General features: G+C 39.1%; 15 protein-coding genes. 6 read left to right on the forward strand and 9 right to left on the reverse strand.

Going from position 1 to position 16,617, the window contains the following annotated elements; translation table 11 throughout:
* Positions 1-342 precede the first annotated feature (342 nt).
* The 3 genes from U1I11_RS06390 (at position 343) to U1I11_RS06400 (ending at position 1,425) form a co-directional block, all read left to right on the forward strand.
* Positions 343-504 carry a hypothetical protein gene (locus U1I11_RS06390; protein ID WP_322904808.1) on the forward strand — a complete coding sequence of 54 codons (162 nt, stop codon included), beginning with the start codon at positions 343-345 and terminating at the stop codon, positions 502-504.
* Positions 505-509: 5 nt separating this feature from the next.
* A complete protein-coding gene (locus tag U1I11_RS06395; RefSeq protein WP_322904810.1) occupies positions 510-869 on the forward strand; it encodes a hypothetical protein in 360 nt (119 codons plus the stop codon).
* A gap of 298 nt (positions 870-1,167) precedes the next feature.
* Positions 1,168-1,425, forward strand: a complete 258-nt coding sequence (locus U1I11_RS06400; RefSeq protein WP_322904812.1) for a hypothetical protein — start codon at positions 1,168-1,170, stop codon at positions 1,423-1,425.
* Positions 1,426-1,882: 457 nt separating this feature from the next.
* Here U1I11_RS06400 and U1I11_RS06405 read toward each other — a convergent pair whose 3' ends face one another.
* The 4 genes from U1I11_RS06405 to U1I11_RS06420 all read right to left on the reverse strand — a co-directional run bounded on the left by U1I11_RS06405 (position 1,883) and on the right by U1I11_RS06420 (position 4,281).
* Positions 1,883-2,479 carry an ankyrin repeat domain-containing protein gene (locus U1I11_RS06405; protein ID WP_322904814.1) on the reverse strand — a complete coding sequence of 199 codons (597 nt, stop codon included), beginning with the start codon at positions 2,477-2,479 and terminating at the stop codon, positions 1,883-1,885.
* A 95-nt stretch (positions 2,480-2,574) separates the two neighbouring features.
* Entirely contained in the window at positions 2,575-2,958 is a 384-nt protein-coding gene (locus U1I11_RS06410; RefSeq protein ID WP_322904816.1) for a hypothetical protein, read from the reverse strand.
* Positions 2,959-2,965: 7 nt separating this feature from the next.
* Positions 2,966-3,676 carry a hypothetical protein gene (locus tag U1I11_RS06415; protein WP_322904818.1) on the reverse strand — a complete coding sequence of 237 codons (711 nt, stop codon included), beginning with the start codon at positions 3,674-3,676 and terminating at the stop codon, positions 2,966-2,968.
* Between the two features lie 194 nt (positions 3,677-3,870).
* Positions 3,871-4,281: a hypothetical protein gene (locus tag U1I11_RS06420; RefSeq protein WP_322904820.1), complete on the reverse strand. Its 411-nt coding sequence runs from the start codon at positions 4,279-4,281 to the stop codon at positions 3,871-3,873.
* 269 nt (positions 4,282-4,550) lie between these two features.
* Between U1I11_RS06420 and U1I11_RS06425 the strand changes: the two genes are divergently transcribed.
* Entirely contained in the window at positions 4,551-5,366 is an 816-nt protein-coding gene (locus U1I11_RS06425; RefSeq protein ID WP_322904821.1) for a hypothetical protein, read from the forward strand.
* Between the two features lie 582 nt (positions 5,367-5,948).
* Here U1I11_RS06425 and U1I11_RS06430 read toward each other — a convergent pair.
* Positions 5,949-7,781 carry a hypothetical protein gene (locus U1I11_RS06430; protein WP_322904823.1) on the reverse strand — a complete coding sequence of 611 codons (1,833 nt, stop codon included), beginning with the start codon at positions 7,779-7,781 and terminating at the stop codon, positions 5,949-5,951.
* A 276-nt stretch (positions 7,782-8,057) separates the two neighbouring features.
* Complete coding sequence (locus tag U1I11_RS06435; RefSeq protein ID WP_322904825.1) at positions 8,058-8,246, reverse strand: helix-turn-helix domain-containing protein; 189 nt, start codon at positions 8,244-8,246, stop codon at positions 8,058-8,060.
* A 368-nt stretch (positions 8,247-8,614) separates the two neighbouring features.
* On the opposite strand from U1I11_RS06435, the gene U1I11_RS06440 reads away from it, so the two are divergent.
* On the forward strand, positions 8,615-9,733 hold the full coding sequence (locus U1I11_RS06440; protein ID WP_322904827.1) for a tyrosine-type recombinase/integrase: 1,119 nt from the start codon (positions 8,615-8,617) through the stop codon (positions 9,731-9,733).
* 61 nt (positions 9,734-9,794) lie between these two features.
* On the opposite strand, the gene U1I11_RS06445 is transcribed toward U1I11_RS06440, so the two are convergent.
* The 3 genes from U1I11_RS06445 to U1I11_RS06455 form a co-directional block, all read right to left on the reverse strand.
* The gene (locus U1I11_RS06445; protein ID WP_322904828.1) at positions 9,795-10,499 is read right to left on the reverse strand and encodes a hypothetical protein; all 705 of its coding nucleotides are present in this window, start codon (positions 10,497-10,499) and stop codon (positions 9,795-9,797) included.
* Between the two features lie 351 nt (positions 10,500-10,850).
* The gene (locus U1I11_RS06450) at positions 10,851-11,951 is read right to left on the reverse strand and encodes a hypothetical protein (RefSeq protein WP_322904829.1); all 1,101 of its coding nucleotides are present in this window, start codon (positions 11,949-11,951) and stop codon (positions 10,851-10,853) included.
* A gap of 423 nt (positions 11,952-12,374) precedes the next feature.
* Positions 12,375-13,292, reverse strand: a complete 918-nt coding sequence (locus tag U1I11_RS06455; protein ID WP_322904831.1) for a sulfurtransferase — start codon at positions 13,290-13,292, stop codon at positions 12,375-12,377.
* 1,597 nt (positions 13,293-14,889) lie between these two features.
* Here U1I11_RS06455 and U1I11_RS06460 point away from each other — a divergent pair.
* A complete protein-coding gene (locus U1I11_RS06460; protein ID WP_322904833.1) occupies positions 14,890-16,536 on the forward strand; it encodes a hypothetical protein in 1,647 nt (548 codons plus the stop codon).
* Positions 16,537-16,617: the final 81 nt, after the last annotated feature.

Genomic DNA, 16,617 nt, shown 5'->3' on the forward strand with positions numbered 1-16,617 from the left:
CTCTTTTGACATGGCTCACAACGTTCGTACGGCTACAGTGCAGAAGGTTTGCAATGTGCTTGTATCCAAAACCTCTCACGAAGTGTAGATCATAAATGGTCTGCTGGATACTTGTTGGATTTTTCGGTTGTCTCATAGCAATCAGTCTCCTTTTAAAGCATAATTTGTACAGGAGCTGTAACTCCTGTACCCCTAAGCATATCGGGTTACCGCCTATATGTAAAGAAAAAAGTAGGCCACCATATTTAGGTGGTCTATTTTTTATATGAATTAAAGTATGCATTGTTTATGCTAAATCCAGTGTGATAAAATGTAGTAAAACATTCTCAGGAGGCGAACAGCATGTCTCAAATGACTTCAGAAGATATAAAGAAACAAGTTGAAGGTATGAAAAAGTTTAGAGAAGATATGATGCGAGAAGGCGACAAGAAAAAGGCGCTTGATTTTCTGGTCCGCGCAGGCACACACGACAAAAATGGTAAACTCACTAAAGAGTACCGTTAAGTCATATGTATAGTACACTTCCAAATCTCGTACTTGCATTCCATGGTTGCGATAGAAGCGTATATGACGAAGTTATATCAAGAGGCGGAATACTAAATCCTAGTGAAAACGATTATGACTGGCTTGGGCACGGAGTTTACTTCTGGGAAGGCAATTTACAACGTGCTTACGAATTTGCAGAAGAACAAAAGAAGAGAAACAAAATTAGGGATGTAGCAGTAATCGGTGCAGTTATTGATCTTGGGTATTGTCTAAATCTCATGTACTCAGACTCTTTACAGGTCGTAAAGCAAGGATATGAAACTCTTAGCATATTTACGGAAGCTACGAACTCTGAAATGCCTGTAAATAGGGGGGGGATCTGATTTGTTACTTCGACATCTAGATTGCTCGGTTATTCAGATGGTACACCAATACACTGAGGATAATGATATTAGAAAGTATGACTCCGTCAGAGGATTATTTACAGAGGGAGAACCCCTGTACCCCAATGCCGGTTTTAAGGAGAAGAATCATATACAACTCTGTATAAGAAACCTCAATTGCATAAAAGGTTACTTTGCTCCAAGAGATATAGATAACAGATATAATGTTCTATAAAAGGCCTCCGGGTCTTTTTGTATTTAATTTTGAACTTAAAAAAACTATCTTGGAGGATAGATTATGCTTACATGGGTGCCAGTTATTATTTCACTATTTGCCGCATGTGTTAGTGTATATTCAGTTCGTTTAACTAAGCGGAATTTTGAGAATACTCAGGAAGCTAACCAAAAGAATGAGAAAAGACTTAGCAAAGAAAGAATACTTATGGCAAATTTCGGAGTCAGACAATCTGCTTATGCAAAAGTATATTCTGAACTCTATACATATAAAAGTTTTATAGAAAACAAGAAATATGGCTACATGAAAGTACCAGGCTAAAATTCGATGAATTATTTAACCATTCTAATTTAATGAATAACCTTGGGTTAAGTATAGCAATGCATAAACACGATCTAGAATCAGACCTTTCTTCTGAAATGGGGTTTGATCATTTCAATATAGAAAAACATTGCAAAAAGATAATAGATTTGATTGAAATTCTAAGAGAACATATTATTAAAATAAATGGTTTAGATGAACTTGATAAATTAAGCAATATAATACATGAATCTTATGATATATAAACTATACTCAACAATATTTATTTTGAGATTTATATAGAGTTAGATTGAAAATAGCGATCTAACTCTGTATTTATTACTTTGTATTTGATTTTTTGGGTTAGTCTTTAGATAATTTTTTATTTAATGACATTCCTTTCAAAATCTCAAAGGATAGATAACTCATTTTAATAAGGAATGAAAATTAAACGCTATAATAACTAATTTTTTAAATATTATAACGCACCATATGAATAAGAACTATAACCCCATCTTTTCAAAATTTGTCTGTGCTCAGGTATAACCTTCTCTTGGGAAGATAACATGCTTATTGCATCCTCATTACACTCTACGCTATTAGCAAGAAGATATTCGAGCACGCCCGAATTTTCAACTTTACTGAACAATACATAATTTATAGCATTTTCCTCATCATCGGCATAATAATTGAGATTCGCACCATGTTCAACTAGTAACTTTATACAATCTAAGTGCCCATGATATGCTGCATCAAGTAATGGGGTTCGTACACAGTTTAACAGAGTTGTATCGGCCCCTAAGTGCAGTAAAAGTTCGACTTTCTGAGTATTTCCTTGTATACACATTTTGTGAAGAACTGTAGCTCCGGTTCTGGGATGCCTCATATTAACATTCACTCCATGCCCAATCAGCATTTGCACAATGCTGTCATGGCCATGCTGTACAATCTGAGAAAAGGTTTCGTAATCAATATGTTGTGCAATTGAACTCCCATATTGATGGACGAATAGAGTAACAGCTAACATATCATTTGCTAAAGAAGCTTGGAGAATTTGGTCTGCTATTGTTTTCATTTGATTACTCCTTTTAGGCGAAATAGTAAAGTTTCCACCATTCCGCCACATATATTTTTAATGGTTCAAGTTAGTAGAAAAGGAAGGAAGTTATACTAGATATATTCCACATCGTCAAAGTTTTTTGTCACAATTTCAATACTGAATTCTTGGTTCAACCGCTCAATAGCAGCGTTGATTTGGGTTATTAGATATCTATCGCCGCTACCGTTCTCTCTATACCGATCACCACATGGGAAAGTAACAAAAATATTTCTTATATCCGTGACGGATACATCTGATTTTAGAAGTTGCAGAATGATATGAAAATCACGTTCGCTTCGGCTTTTCATTGACGTACTGCCACTCAGTAAAGCATGATAATCTGCCAATGTAGCAGCTTCGATTTTAGCTACAAGTTTAGGATCTTTGAATGTTTCTCTTAGTATTTCAAAATCTAGAGGCGTTTCATTTGGCGGTAGTGCGGCTATCTGCGCCATTTTGTTCTTATCCTGTTCTACACTCACTCACAGCAGGGTAGTGATCAAAGTCATCCAGTGTATATCTCAAGGTATCATCAAAATGAATAATGGTTACCGGTTTCCCGTCGCCTACTTCTTTGAAGTGTTTGCCCATAGGAATCCGCATTAAACGTGTAGCGTCACTACAGTGATCTGCTTCCCAACGTTTTTCCATACGCCGGTTGGTATAGCATATATCCTCTACCGGGTATTTATTATCCAGTAGAAAGTAACAGTGATATCCGCCAGGTGTCTTCACAATAATGCTTGGAAATGGATCCATAGAACAAATTTTGTCTATGATCATATCATCAGCTTCGCAAATATCTGATGAAAAATGCTTGTAATCGAAATCGAGCCAGCAAGCTGTTGCTATGGTAATATCCGCCCTTGTAGTACGTATCTTTCTGCCATCTTCTTTATCCTGTATTTGGCGGTCTCTCGGACAAACCGAATAGTACATACAGTATTTTGATCTCGCACCTGTTAGAAGTCTCTTTCGCATAGGTTCGTAACTAGATTCTCCATTTTTGAAGCCAAACCACCGAAAGGTATGCTCGGATGCCGAATGGTGGTATAACTCGATATAATACTCCGATTCGCCTTGTTCATTATAAATGGGTGCATACAGTGCTCGGCAAAAATCTGCAAAACTGATTTTTGTATTTACTACACTGAATTGTACATGTTGGCTCAATTTTTTGTTTACCTCGTTAGGTGTTGATCTTGTATTTGATTGTTCATTTGAGTATTCCTCCCCAAAAAATTATTTTGTAGTTAGGAGAGCAGATCATAATAATCCACTCTCATGATAGTTACAATACATTGTTATAAGATATTTAAACTTATTGTCCGCACGAGTTGAAACGTTAGAATTTATAGCTTCACGATTTATAGATTGTTGTATATCTGAGGATTTTCCCATACACGGTTTTGGATGAGGCATGTATGAAATTGCTGGATGTTGTTCTCTAGCATTTTACATAGTGTGGGATCATTGATGATAGCATTGAAATTTTTCTGTTCAGAAGCAGGCAAAAATGACTCTGCTGTGACTGGGCCACATAACGAACTGATTTTTAGAATTTCTTCGCAATACTCGCGGTGTATTCTAAGGTAGATAACTACACTGAACCCAAAGGTGTTGATAGTCAGTTTGCAGGAATATTTTCCTTCTATGGTGGAAACTTCTTTGTATTGGCCTCGGTTAGAGAGATGGATGGGTGCCTGCTCAATGTTTCTTAGAACTCTCGCATAAGCTGCTTTCACTTTCTGAAAGTCGATGTTTGGATAGTTAGTCATTGTTGGTTCCTCCTGGGTTTTATAATTTTGGTTGCGGCGACGATTGATTTCTACTATTATTCAGTTTATAGTTTAAGCGTGCATTCCTCCTTTTGTGCTAAGATTCAACTGCACCTGAACTTTCTAAATGAATTTTGCAAATATGATGTATTTCTTGTTAATAGGTTAGTCTTTTTCCCTTCGGCCTTCTAAGAGGGGGGGGGATTTAAACCGATTTGGAGTTATTTTTATGTTTAGTTTACTTGCTATTACAGAGAGGAATTTGTTATGTGAATATAGCTTCTGAATTACAGCTGTTTAATCTAAATGAGTGGTGCGAAATACATAAAGTGAGAGTAGATATTATCTACGATAGATACTCAGAAACTAGTGTTGGAAAAGAATCAACAAGTTTTGCTAGAATATTTAATGCTTTTAAAAATGAACCTTATTTTGACGAAATAGTGGATCTTAGCCTATATAAAAAGATGCTGGATTGTGATAAAAAGGCAGATGTAGCGATTTATAAATTTTGTGATACAAATGTGTTAAAACAATTTCTTAAAGGTGATCGTAAATTAGGGGAAGAAAACGATGTTAAGGTTTTAATGTCTGAGTTAGGTTTGACTTGGGCAAGACCTAACTACGTAGTGAAAGATATAGAACTTAAAGCTATTGTGCTACATGCATATACGGAGAATTATTTAGCCAACAAGCAAAAACACCAAGACGATGGTGTTACAATAAAAGATATTAAAATGATCTTTGAGAAACTCAACATAAATCTTGGTAGAACACAAACTGAGAAGCTATTTAGCGATGGTGTGATTAGATCTACTGTTGGTATAGCAACTGAGAAAGAACAGAGTGTAAAGAGAACATGGCATGAAAAAAAAGCAGGGAGACCTGCCAATTACACAACGCGTAATGACTTTTTAGATTATTTGAAAAAAGCCTATGAGTTTCAAGGTAATGTCATCGAGCAAATATATGAGATCGAATTGGCAGAGCAACGATCAAATGATAAGAATATCCAATCTACATTGAGAGCTATTCGTAAGGAGTTGGCTAAGCCATTTGGGGAGAAGCTTTTTCCACATTTGTAATGTAAATTCGAATACATTTATAAAACATCGTAGAGTCAGGTGGCATTTTTGCTTTATATTAAACTTGTTGTACAATGCTCCCTATATGCAACCGAAAATGCAACCATTGGATCGTTTTATCAATTCAGAGATTCTATTGGCACTATGCATTTGTTGGCAAGTTTATTGCACTCCATGTTAGGCTTTCCATCACTATGTATGCAACCAAATGCAACCAATGCTGGTTGCATATTTGTACCTCGCTACTAGGCGACTCAAAATGCTTCTAGAGCCTATATGCAACCGCAACCTACACAAAGTATATGCACCCCGGAGAAAAAATAAAAATATATCCTACGTAAATATTATTTTTATTTTTTTAGTTTCATAATATATCTAAAAAGTATCTAGAATCCGTTTCCAGGCGGTTCGAAATATGCAACCGAACCCAGTTGCATTTGGTTGCATATTTATTTTCTAGCTCGGAGGGAACGAGTTGTGATATGCAACCAATACGAGTTGCATGTTGGTTTCATACATAACTGCTATGTCTACAAACAAAAAGAAATGGAGACATCTATATCGACGTCTCCAAAGAATGATTTATTTTTTTGACTCTGAATTCCAGTTTTCTGCCCGAATTTCCCCGCCTGTTGCTTCTTCAAGTTTAACGGGATCAAGTATTATATTTTTGCACGTTGTGCCAAAAATACGAGAAGAACCTCCTACCCTAATACATTCATTTTGCTTACCTAATTCTTCTAGACTTTTTAAGATTACACCCATATTGATATCGTAGTGGTCTTTCGCCATATACTCTTTAAATGCATCCTCCCAACGTTTTTTATGGAATTTGTGAATCCCATCTTGTTCCTGATACATTTTCTTAGCTACAAATTCTGGCGCTATGCAGTACTCCTGTAAAAACTCCAAAAATTTAATATGTTGCGGCTGCACTTGATTATCAGACTGACAAGCTTGCATGGCCTGCGCAAAGTTTTTTATTTCGCTCTCTGTGTATAATGGCATGTCTAGATGCTGTCTGAGATCCTGAATCATCATCAGCCCTATTAACATAGAAATCTGGATGTTCAGTTGTCTAGTATCGGGTGTTCCTAGGTAAACTTTTGCTTGTCCATACCATTCGTTCCATTTGTTCTGGTTGTCTATTAGATACTGTAGATAACCAGCAATGAATGTATCTTTTCCTGATTTATTTAGTAGTGCTTCTCTTAATAGACCATTACAATCATTTTGATCAGATTTCTGTACTAGGATCTGTAGCATTCTGTCCTGCACGGCCTCGTTACTAATTTGATTGTTTCCTTGCATGATCCAAGGGGCTTGAAGGTGGAAAGATTCATTGCCACTGAGATGTCCCCGGAGTATCTTTCCCTTATCAAACAATTCTTTTAGCATACTTACAGTAGTTTGTATGTTACGTGCTCTGTCGTCGGTTTCCGTAGTAAGAATTGGGAAAGCATTGGTTGCCGCCATAGCTTCTCTTATGGGCTGAGGGGTCGAACCCATCGCTAGAGTTTTTCCATGTTTTCCGAAATACATAGATACGAGGTCTAAATTGGTTGATTTTCCGCTACCTTTCTCACCATATACAAACAGAATCGGGAGTCTGTGCTCAAGTACGTTATGAATCCATTCGTTGATGAGAGATGAAAAATGCCAAGCGAGAATCATTAAAGATTTGCTATCTTTAAGCGTTTTTGGAACAATATCTAGCATTTCCTTGCCAGCTTCTTTCCACGATGTATTATTAGGCATCTGGTTAATCCGTGTTTGTGTACTCAGATGACGTGGACCTGCAATGTAAATGTGGTTGATTGCAGCAACATTATTCGGCACGATGTAAGTAATCTCATTGTCCCGGTTTAGTGCTACGTAATAATACATGCCGCTTTGTTTATCTTGGAACAACCCTGTGTAATCGACCATAGATTCGACTGCCTGTGTTTGTCCAGATACATACTCTATGATTGCATCAAGTTCCTCTGTTTTATGTGTATATATTTGTAAATTTGTGTTTTGTGCTCTTAGATAAGGTAAAAGTTTTCTTCGTTCGCACGTAAGAGAGGCTGCAATCAATACATTATATCTGATATTAGAACCTTCTTTAATGTCCACCAGTAGCGATTCTTCTTTTCCCAAATTCCGAACTTTTCTTACATTTGTAAATATAAAATTAGTTAGTTGTGTGGATCTCTTTTTACCATTTTGTTGTGGATCTTCTTTGTAATACCCGTCTAATTGTTCTTTTATTCCGTTTCGAGAAAAGCCAATTACGTTACTAGCCGAGACAGTACCATTGTTTTCTAAAGTGCTATCACCACTAGCAATTTGTTCAATCTCGGAAACACTTTTATGCTCCGATCCAGTCGTATCGTTAATCATTTCTTCATTGAGTGTATTGATTTTTTCCATTCTTCTTCCCCCCACTAATAGTATTGTCGCTGTGAATTCTGATGTGATAAAATGGAGGTATAATTATACGCGCCTCCACTAATACTCTGCTACCAACAGAGTTATCACATGCAAAAGCAACAAAAAAAGCCCATGTAAATAGAGTGTACAAGTAGACAGACTGATTCCATTGATTATTAACGGAAAACGTCTTCTTTTTATACACTCTTTACATGGGCTGTTTATTTTAAAGCGATTTTCTTCTATCTATTTATACATTACAATAGGTGTAAAGAACTAATTTTGATTTTTTCTCATCCATTCTTTAACTTCCGCAGCATCAAATCTCGGATGTCCACCTCTGGATAGCTGGTATTGTGGCAATCCTTTTTTGCGCAATTTTTCTACATTTCTGCGACTTGTCTGTAAAAATTTGCACAACTCAGTTACAGTCAAAAGCTGTGGTATATTTGCCTGCGTAGACATTTAATTTTCACCTTCCTGAGTCTTAGTAGAAGGTATCAATCCTTCTCTTTTTATTTTAAATTTCTTGAATAATTGTGCACAATTATTCCGTTCGTATTTTTTCGTATCATCAACAGTTGTTCTTTCTCGGAAAAAGCTTCAATTTACACGAATATTTAAATACATATTCGAATTTTAACCATAGTTATACCAAGATTTTAAGCCTGATGAACTGTAGTAGTGCCCATGCAACGTGAATTATACGTGGTATATCTAAGTGGTGATTGGTTGAACGCTAGTTGACTGCGTTATCTTGACGTGTTGACTTTCTCGATTTTTTGATGATTAGGGATTTTTTGTACCCTAACACGATTAAAAGGAGAGGGAGCATGCGTGGATGTATAAGTAGACGTAAAAACGGTACCTATGCCTATACAATCGAAATGGGCAAACATCCGAAAACAGGGCGACGTAGACAGAAAATGAAGGCGGGATTTGAAACAAAAAAGGAGGCTGAGAAGGCGCTTAGCATTGCGCTTGCGGAGATAGGTAGAGGAAAGTATGTAGAAGAAACAAAGGAAACCGTGCAAGAATACTTTACAAATTATCTAGAAATAAAAAAGCCTAATCTTAGACCTGGTACAGTAAAAACGTACAAGTGGCTGATCAATTACCACATCATTCCGAAATTAGGACAGATCCCTATAGTTAGATTGACACCGAGTCATCTTGCATCCATGTATGAACAACTGAGAGTAACAGAGGGTTTGTCTCCGCAAACCATTAATCATGTACACAGGGTATTGTACGATGGGCTGGCTACGGCAGTCAGACATGAAGTTTTGGGACGTAATGTGGCTGCATTAATTAGGCCACCAAAAATCCCAAAATACAAAGCGAATGTATGGACAGCAGAGCAACTGATGAAGTTTCTGGACTATGTAAAACCATATCGTTACTACATGATCATTTTGCTGGCAGCTACTTGTGGATTACGTAGAGGAGAAGCAATTGCGTTACGATGGGAAGATGTAGATTTGCATGCCAAAACGATTACAGTAAATCAGTCATACACCAATGGGGAAAAAGGGTTTATTTTTCAACCGCCCAAAACGGCAGCTGGCATACGTACAATATCTCTGCCAGATATTACAGTACAGGCTCTGAAAAAACAGAAAGTCATACAAGCACAGGATAAATTGCTGGCTGGCCCTAAATACCAGGATTATGGGCTTGTATCGCAGACGAAAACAGGAAAGCCGATTAACCCGTATTATTTTGAGGACAGGTGGCTTGATATGCTTGCAAAATCAGGGCTGCCGAAGATCCGGTTTCATGATTTGCGGCATACGCATGCTTCGCTTCTACTCAAGCAGAACGTGCACCCGAAAATTGTATCCGAACGACTGGGGCATTCGTCTGTAGGAATAACGCTTGATCGTTATTCGCACACGTATAGTGTAGACTATGGGGCTGCGGAAGAAATGGATGAAGTTTTAGGGCGATGAGCAAATAGGAACCTTCCTAAGTCTACGTTAGATTTAGGAAGGCTCTTCTTATACCACATTATCATGCCTTTTTACTATTGATCTCTCTGCGCCCCCTTTTTTTAGCTCTTCTCTCTCCTTGTTTTAACAGCTTTCCAGGATCATATGAGCCATGTTCTTTGTGATATCTTTTTAGAAAAAATAGCTCCCAGATAGTCATTATAGTCAAAATAACTAGCATTATAGTCATTGTCTGTTGTAATTCTGGAGTTTGATATTTTACAGAGCCATATGCTGCGATTGTATCTAGAAATATGGAGAATAAAAGTCCGAAATTGATTTTTTTATACGCTATTTTTCTGGTCTTCATGAAATTCACTATAGCTGCTAATAAGCTAAGCGGAAAAATAACATGTATTAGAAGCACATACGGTACATCCATACTAAATATCCACGTAAAAATATTTTCGTATATGCCCATAATGTTTTTCAATCCAGGAAGCGTATTTAACAAAGGGGCGTGTATTCCTAAAACCCATTCTAGCAATTTATCAGGAAGTAAAATGAGAGTAGGGATTGTTAAAAGTATTAATCTTATAAGCTTAAAACCTAACCTTTTATCCCACTTTGCAACGAAGTAAAAAGGAGCTGACCAAGAATCTACTTTTTGAATGTTCTTCAAAGCCCAAAGTCCAAACTTTGTATTTCTTCTCGGATCAGACGTATCAATAGAATGAGATACATTCCCTTTTTGTTTAGTGATTCTTCCCTTTTTCTTCTTGCTCATCTTATCCTCCTTGATTATGATTTAATCCTATTACGCGCTAACTTGCTTGTAGTTTCAGTTAGCGATAATGTTTTGATGCACTATTAATTTTCTGTTAAATTGATCTACTATAAGTTAACTCACTCAAATTAAAGAATTTTTATTCCAGAAATTCCTGTTATTTCTACAGTTCAGTGTTGACTCTTTGTTGATTTTGGGTTCATCGGAATACTCCACGCAGCCGCCTTGGTTTTCTGCATCGTATATTTCCAAAACACCGCAAAGCAAAAAAAAGCCTGCTAAGAACGCGGGCTTTTCTTAATGTTAGTGTACAATTTTTTTGTTTTATAAACATAAACTCCCTGACAATAACTACTTCTTATTATCATTTGCAAGTGTGTTGATTTGATCTAGAAGCGTATGCACCGCCTTTTTCTTTTTACCATGCATACTTAGATAATCTTCGATTTTTTTAAAGCATGCATCTAAATCCTCAAGTTCACTATCAGTAAAAGTAATGGTTGTGATTCCGAAATCTCCAAAATAGTCGTTTCTCTTACGCATTTCTTTTCCCCACTGTACTTTTAAATCACTATTCCATTCAATCTGCCTACCACTCCTAGCTCCTTTTACAGACATGTGTGAAGATTGTGGACTTATTTCAAAGCCAACAAACTTCATGGTGTGGGGATTTAAGATTGTAAAATCCAACCTATACTTGTGCTCCTTATCTGCTCCACCCCATCTTAGTTCTGGAATCAGGAATGGTTCTTCTAAAACATTTTCGGATTTTTTTAGATAATCAATATATCTATCATACAATTCCTTTTCGTATTGTGATCTTTTAAGGCGCTTTAAGATATTCTTAATGAATTTATATAGTTCATCTAGAGAATCGAATTCGTATAATTCATCATTCTCAATATCAACAAGTCCAGTATTCATTACATGACCAATAGTCCAGTATGAGAATTTAGCTTTGCGAATCTCGCTCACGTCATTTTTCCATTTTTTATCTCTTTTAACTGGTGATATCAGCAGCCCCCAATAGATATCTCTATCCCCAAACCAACAACTCCATAAGCTTTCTATTGGTTTTTCCCTAGTCCGTTCTTCAAAGTTTCTATAGAAATTCCGCTCAAGAAACAACATAAGGTATTGCTTGAATTCATCATCTTTCAGCAAATGAAACAAAGGGTGGCCACCGGACCACCAATCATCTCCTTCTGTTTCAATAAATCCTTCTAACCATCTTGAAATAAACTCATCAGGTGTTGCATACTGAGTGTTTATACAATCGGCGTATTCGTTATTTTTTCCACCTATCATTCCGTGTAGCGATTGGACAGTAATATCTTTTGCTAAAATTGCTTTAGCTCGGGTTAGTACGTTAGGTCGAAGGCTCTCTAATTTATTAGTTAGCTCTTTTATTATTTTATTAACAGTTTTCTTTTCTTCTTTACTTATCGCCAATATATCTCCTCACCTTTCAATAAAGATGTTCAAATATAAAGCTAGTATAAACTCCCCTTCCTTTTTAGGGAAATATTTTCTTTAATCTCTCTGATGAACCATTATCACAATCACAGACTTGATGTGAAAGAACTGGTTGACTTTGTGTTGTTTAGACCAAAATGTCTTTGTGAGATTTGAATCTAGAAGTCAGTGTGTATGGTAGAGGAAGCTTTACTATACTTTGGCAAGGCTTCGGACTTTTTATCTTCATACTCGAGTATTAACAGTGAAATGATCGTTATGAGATGTAAGTAATCACAAGCTGGTTGTCAATAGGTGTGGTTGACTCACTGTTGACTTTCAGGGTATACAAATACACCGCCATAGCCTCAAAGCCTGCATGGCGGTGTATTTGTTTTTAAGATCCTGTACGATTGTACTTTAGTATTTTTCCTCACCCGTCCCAATCGGATGCTCATCATAACTCACCCAATCACTCCAACTTCCTGGATACAGCTTCACATTCTGAAACCCAATCTGCGTCAATGCCACCACATTCGGACAAGCCGAAACCCCAGACCCGCAGTACACAATAATCTCCGCACCTTTATCCAGCCCGGCAAAATGTTCTTCCAACTGCTCCGCCGACTTCAAACTCCCCGCCTCGGTCAACACATCTTGCCAGAAGAAATTCACCGCGCCTGGAATATGTCCGGCTACTTTGTCCATCGTTTCTTCCAGTCCCAGATAGCGGCTGTGAGCACGCGAGTCGATTAGCACAGTGGAGGTGGAAGAAGACGAAGCTGAGGAAGATGACGACGGACTGGCATCATCAACTGCTCCGCCACCACCTGTACCAGACAAACGCTCCGACACCTGTCGCACATAATTAACATCTACGACCATCTGCTGTTGTGGACGGGCTTCAAACGTTTTGGGTACGACAATCGGTTGTTCATCGGTCACTGGAAAGCCTGCTTGTTTCCATGCGCTGAAATCCTGTTCCAGTATGTACACTTGTGTATGTCCCATGTACGTTAACATCCACCATAGTCGTGCGGCGTACATGCCATTGTTGTCATCGTAGATGACGATACGATCGTCTTGGCTGATGCCGGCGCGACCGAATGTGCGTGCGATTTGTTCCGGTTCAGGCAATGGGTGACGTCCGCCGTGGGTGCTGATCGGGAAAGACAGGTCTTGTTCCAAATCGAGATAGATGGCGCGCGGGATATGGGATTCATTGTATTTATGACGTCCTGCCTGTGGGTCATTGAGCCAGAAACGGCAATCAGCGACGATGAGGTCGGGTTCGTACAGGCGGGCAAGCAGCCATTTGATCGATACGGTATTTGGCATAGGGTAATACTCCTTCCGTTGTGTAGGATTAAATGTAGTATGCATGGAGTGGTGTCATCCATGTCATTCGTGTTGATGTGTTCATGCTGTAAAGTGGCTTGATTCGAGCGGATTTCAGATAATTGTGAACATGATGTTGCAGGTGTCATTCGGATGCTTATATTGCCCTAATCTTTCATAACGTATGCTCCATTCTACTGAACAACAGCTATTTCGAGCGATATGATCATAAACGTAAAGGTGTGAAGAATGCCTTGAAATGATATCGATATCTGTTATTTTACACCTGAATCACGGCAACAATCCAGACGGGAGATGTGGAAAGGGATGGAGGTACTTGATAGGAGTAGTTTAGATGGTGTTGGAACTAGTAGTTTGACCGCATTAAATAGGCAGTTTGATCTTGCCAAGCAGACATGTTCTCCTGCTATGCCTAGAGAAGACAGCGATAGTTAGGGAAGGATTCATAGCATCGTTCGGTGTGGTTATACATAATTATAGATGCCGATTTATGTCTGTAGCTTTTGCCTATAACTTTATTGTATGACTCTGCTGACCGACGTTGACGAAGGGGGACGTATCACTTGGACGACCAGTTTTGACGAGAGAGTACGTATAACGCTGGTGAACAGCTTGGACGAGGGGGTACATATAACGCTGGTGATCGGCTTTGATGAGGGATGCATATAACTCTAATGACCAGCTTTGACAAAAGAGATACGTATAACTTCGGTAGTTAGTTTTGACTAGGGCGTGTACGCAAACTCGTAGGATGCGAGATGCGGGGAACGGAGGGAAGAAATGAAGGGTAAGGATGACTTCAGTGTGTACGTTCTTCAAACACGAGGTGCACAGCAAAAAGGTTTTTGCATTGCAAAATACATTACCTTTTTTGATTTGAGCACGGGAGTCCATCCCTTTATTCCGTATCACAGTGATAGATGCGCCAACATGCTCAGTTTAGGTATATGCGCTAAGAGACGGCAAAAGCTTTCGTCTGTAACTTCCCGCTACAATACTCACATATTATAGAAAACTCTATCAAAATCGTTCTCTGTTCCGTTGTGGTTCGCAATATCCTCTATTACAATAAATGCAAAGTGGTTCGATTGGCATCGTTTTCCGAATGAATTGGTAGTGATGTAGGATAGCGGATGCCAATCGATGCTGTTGAGCATGATATTTTTTACGTTGTTTGATATCTAATTTTGATATCGAATGTACGAATGTTTTTATATTTTTGCGATTGTGGTCTGTAATTGGAGTAGTTCGACTGGCGATGTGCCAACAGAAAGTATGATTGGTAATGAGGGCAATTTAGCAAAGTGATATCGTATAGGCATAAAAAATAATGTCGTATATGCGTGAAACGGTATTACTGCTAAGCAACTGTATCGCTGTGCGAACATTTATGCCATATACAAAGCTGTATCGATCGTAACCGTGCAATGATACAGCCATTTATGCGATGTACATTACTCTACATCCTGCACAAAAATCGATGTCTTGCACGAACTAACACGAACTGAACTGTAAGCTATCAACGGAACCAACTGCAAACGGCACATCCATGTTCCAATACGAGGAGGAGACTGCTATGAGTATGAATCGTTATCAAAAGCTGAAATTAGCGGATATCAAGCATAAGTTGCCTGCAGATAGTCTGATTGCGGATTGGGTTGAGCGGCAGCCGGATCAATATGATGATGAGCTGGTATGGTATTGTGCCGGGGATGTGGAACTGGATGTGCTGAATTTGGATGAGCCGTGGCGTAATGGATGGTTGCAGCAGGAAACTGAAGACGAGGGTGAGCATACCGAAGAAGCGAAGCTTGGGTATATTTTGCTCATTGTTGTAGAAGGCAATTTGCGGGTGAATCGTATTATTGCTAATGAAGATACCGACGGTGCGACCGGGTTAATCGTGCTGGGCGATCTGTCTGTGCCGTATATGCTGCTTGGTGGACAGGAAGTGTATGTGACTGGCAATGTGTATGCTGAGCATTTGCTTTGGGGCGATTACAATCACGGTACGCTGATCGTCCGCGGAAATTTGTCGACTGGGCTGTTGTTACAGACGGGGCAGTATTCAGTGGACGTACGCGGTGAGCACAATGCTCGTCTGCATTGGGAAGGTTTGCAGTCTATGGAGCCGTGGCAAGGGATGGAGCGTCTGGATGCTTTTGATGAGGAATGTGTGATTGATGATGATGAACCTTTTATATGGCGCAAACAGATGATACGGATGATCGTTGCAGGGAAGCCTGTGCTACGGCAGCAGTATATCGATCCATTTGTATTGCCGGATGTTCCATTTTTGTTTGAAAATACGGAAATTAATCCGGTGAATATGCGTCGGGTGACCGCGACGTCTTTGTTATGTATGCGTCGACCGGAAGACACCGCACCATGTTATGAATTTTGGCTGAATGATGTGTTTATTCGTGCGGTAGCGTATGGGCAGGAAGGGGAAGAAGGCTGCTTTCAAGGCGTGTATATTCAAGATGATGATCGTCATGCATTATTGCTACGCAGTGAACCGGTGGAACAAAGCCGGGATATTTTGCCAGGGCTGTTGTCGGGGGATTCTACGTATTTGTGGCAAGTATCGTGCAAATTTCGTTATTTGGAAGGCAATGATACCGAGTGGCATACGTTGAAACGTACGGCGCCGCCGGTATTTCGCAAGCTGTACCAGACGGGTTGGCAAGGGCTATTGCAGGCGGTATCCAATTATGAATATGCGCGTACGCTCATTGCACCGCAAACGATACGGGAACTGCTCGCATTGCCGCTTGTGGAGCCATATGATAACTTTTATGATGATGAGCGTCATGGGTTGTGGCTGGGCGATTTGTTTATCGCTTTTCGCCAGCAGGGAACGCTCTTTCAAGGGGAGCCGCAAATGCCGCTTATTCGTGTCGGGCGTGAATATGAGGATGAGCATGGTGATACGCTGCATGAGCATTATTTTTACTCGATTGTATTGCATGCGGATGGGACGGAAAGTGTGCTAATTGCGTATAAAGCGGATGAAAATAACGATGCTCGTATCCCTGTAAGTTATACCGGCGCTGTGCAGCTTCATTATGCATTGCCATTGTTTCGTAAAGCGGTGCAGGCACTACATCGGTACAATTCACAGTTGCTGACCGGTGAGGCGCCTGCATATGCAGATGAATTTGCGCTGGCACATTGGCGTGAGCAGGGGCATTTGAGTCCGGTGTCTTCGGGGACGCATTAAGGGGAAAGTTTGTGTTGCTGTAATAAGCGTTGAATTTTGGTATATGATCGACATGTTGGAGCACGGGCATCTACTCTATAC

This window comes from Paenibacillus campi (assembly GCF_034659835.1).
Classification (GTDB): domain Bacteria; phylum Bacillota; class Bacilli; order Paenibacillales; family Paenibacillaceae; genus Saccharibacillus; species Saccharibacillus campi.

Bases quoted from the DNA above. Each gene is read 5' to 3' on its own strand.
- U1I11_RS06445 (WP_322904828.1), bottom strand. From the start codon at position 10,499: ATGAGCAAGAAGAAAAAGGGAAGAATCACTAAACAAAAAGGGAATGTA.
- U1I11_RS06460 (WP_322904833.1), top strand. From the start codon at position 14,890: ATGAGTATGAATCGTTATCAAAAGCTGAAATTAGCGGATATCAAGCAT.
- U1I11_RS06455 (WP_322904831.1), bottom strand. From the start codon at position 13,292: ATGCCAAATACCGTATCGATCAAATGGCTGCTTGCCCGCCTGTACGAA.
- U1I11_RS06430 (WP_322904823.1), bottom strand. From the start codon at position 7,781: ATGGAAAAAATCAATACACTCAATGAAGAAATGATTAACGATACGACT.
- U1I11_RS06390 (WP_322904808.1), top strand. From the start codon at position 343: ATGTCTCAAATGACTTCAGAAGATATAAAGAAACAAGTTGAAGGTATG.
- U1I11_RS06405 (WP_322904814.1), bottom strand. From the start codon at position 2,479: ATGAAAACAATAGCAGACCAAATTCTCCAAGCTTCTTTAGCAAATGAT.
- U1I11_RS06435 (WP_322904825.1), bottom strand. From the start codon at position 8,246: ATGTCTACGCAGGCAAATATACCACAGCTTTTGACTGTAACTGAGTTG.
- U1I11_RS06420 (WP_322904820.1), bottom strand. From the start codon at position 4,281: ATGACTAACTATCCAAACATCGACTTTCAGAAAGTGAAAGCAGCTTAT.
- U1I11_RS06440 (WP_322904827.1), top strand. From the start codon at position 8,615: ATGCGTGGATGTATAAGTAGACGTAAAAACGGTACCTATGCCTATACA.
- U1I11_RS06400 (WP_322904812.1), top strand. From the start codon at position 1,168: ATGCTTACATGGGTGCCAGTTATTATTTCACTATTTGCCGCATGTGTT.
- U1I11_RS06395 (WP_322904810.1), top strand. From the start codon at position 510: ATGTATAGTACACTTCCAAATCTCGTACTTGCATTCCATGGTTGCGAT.
- U1I11_RS06410 (WP_322904816.1), bottom strand. From the start codon at position 2,958: ATGGCGCAGATAGCCGCACTACCGCCAAATGAAACGCCTCTAGATTTT.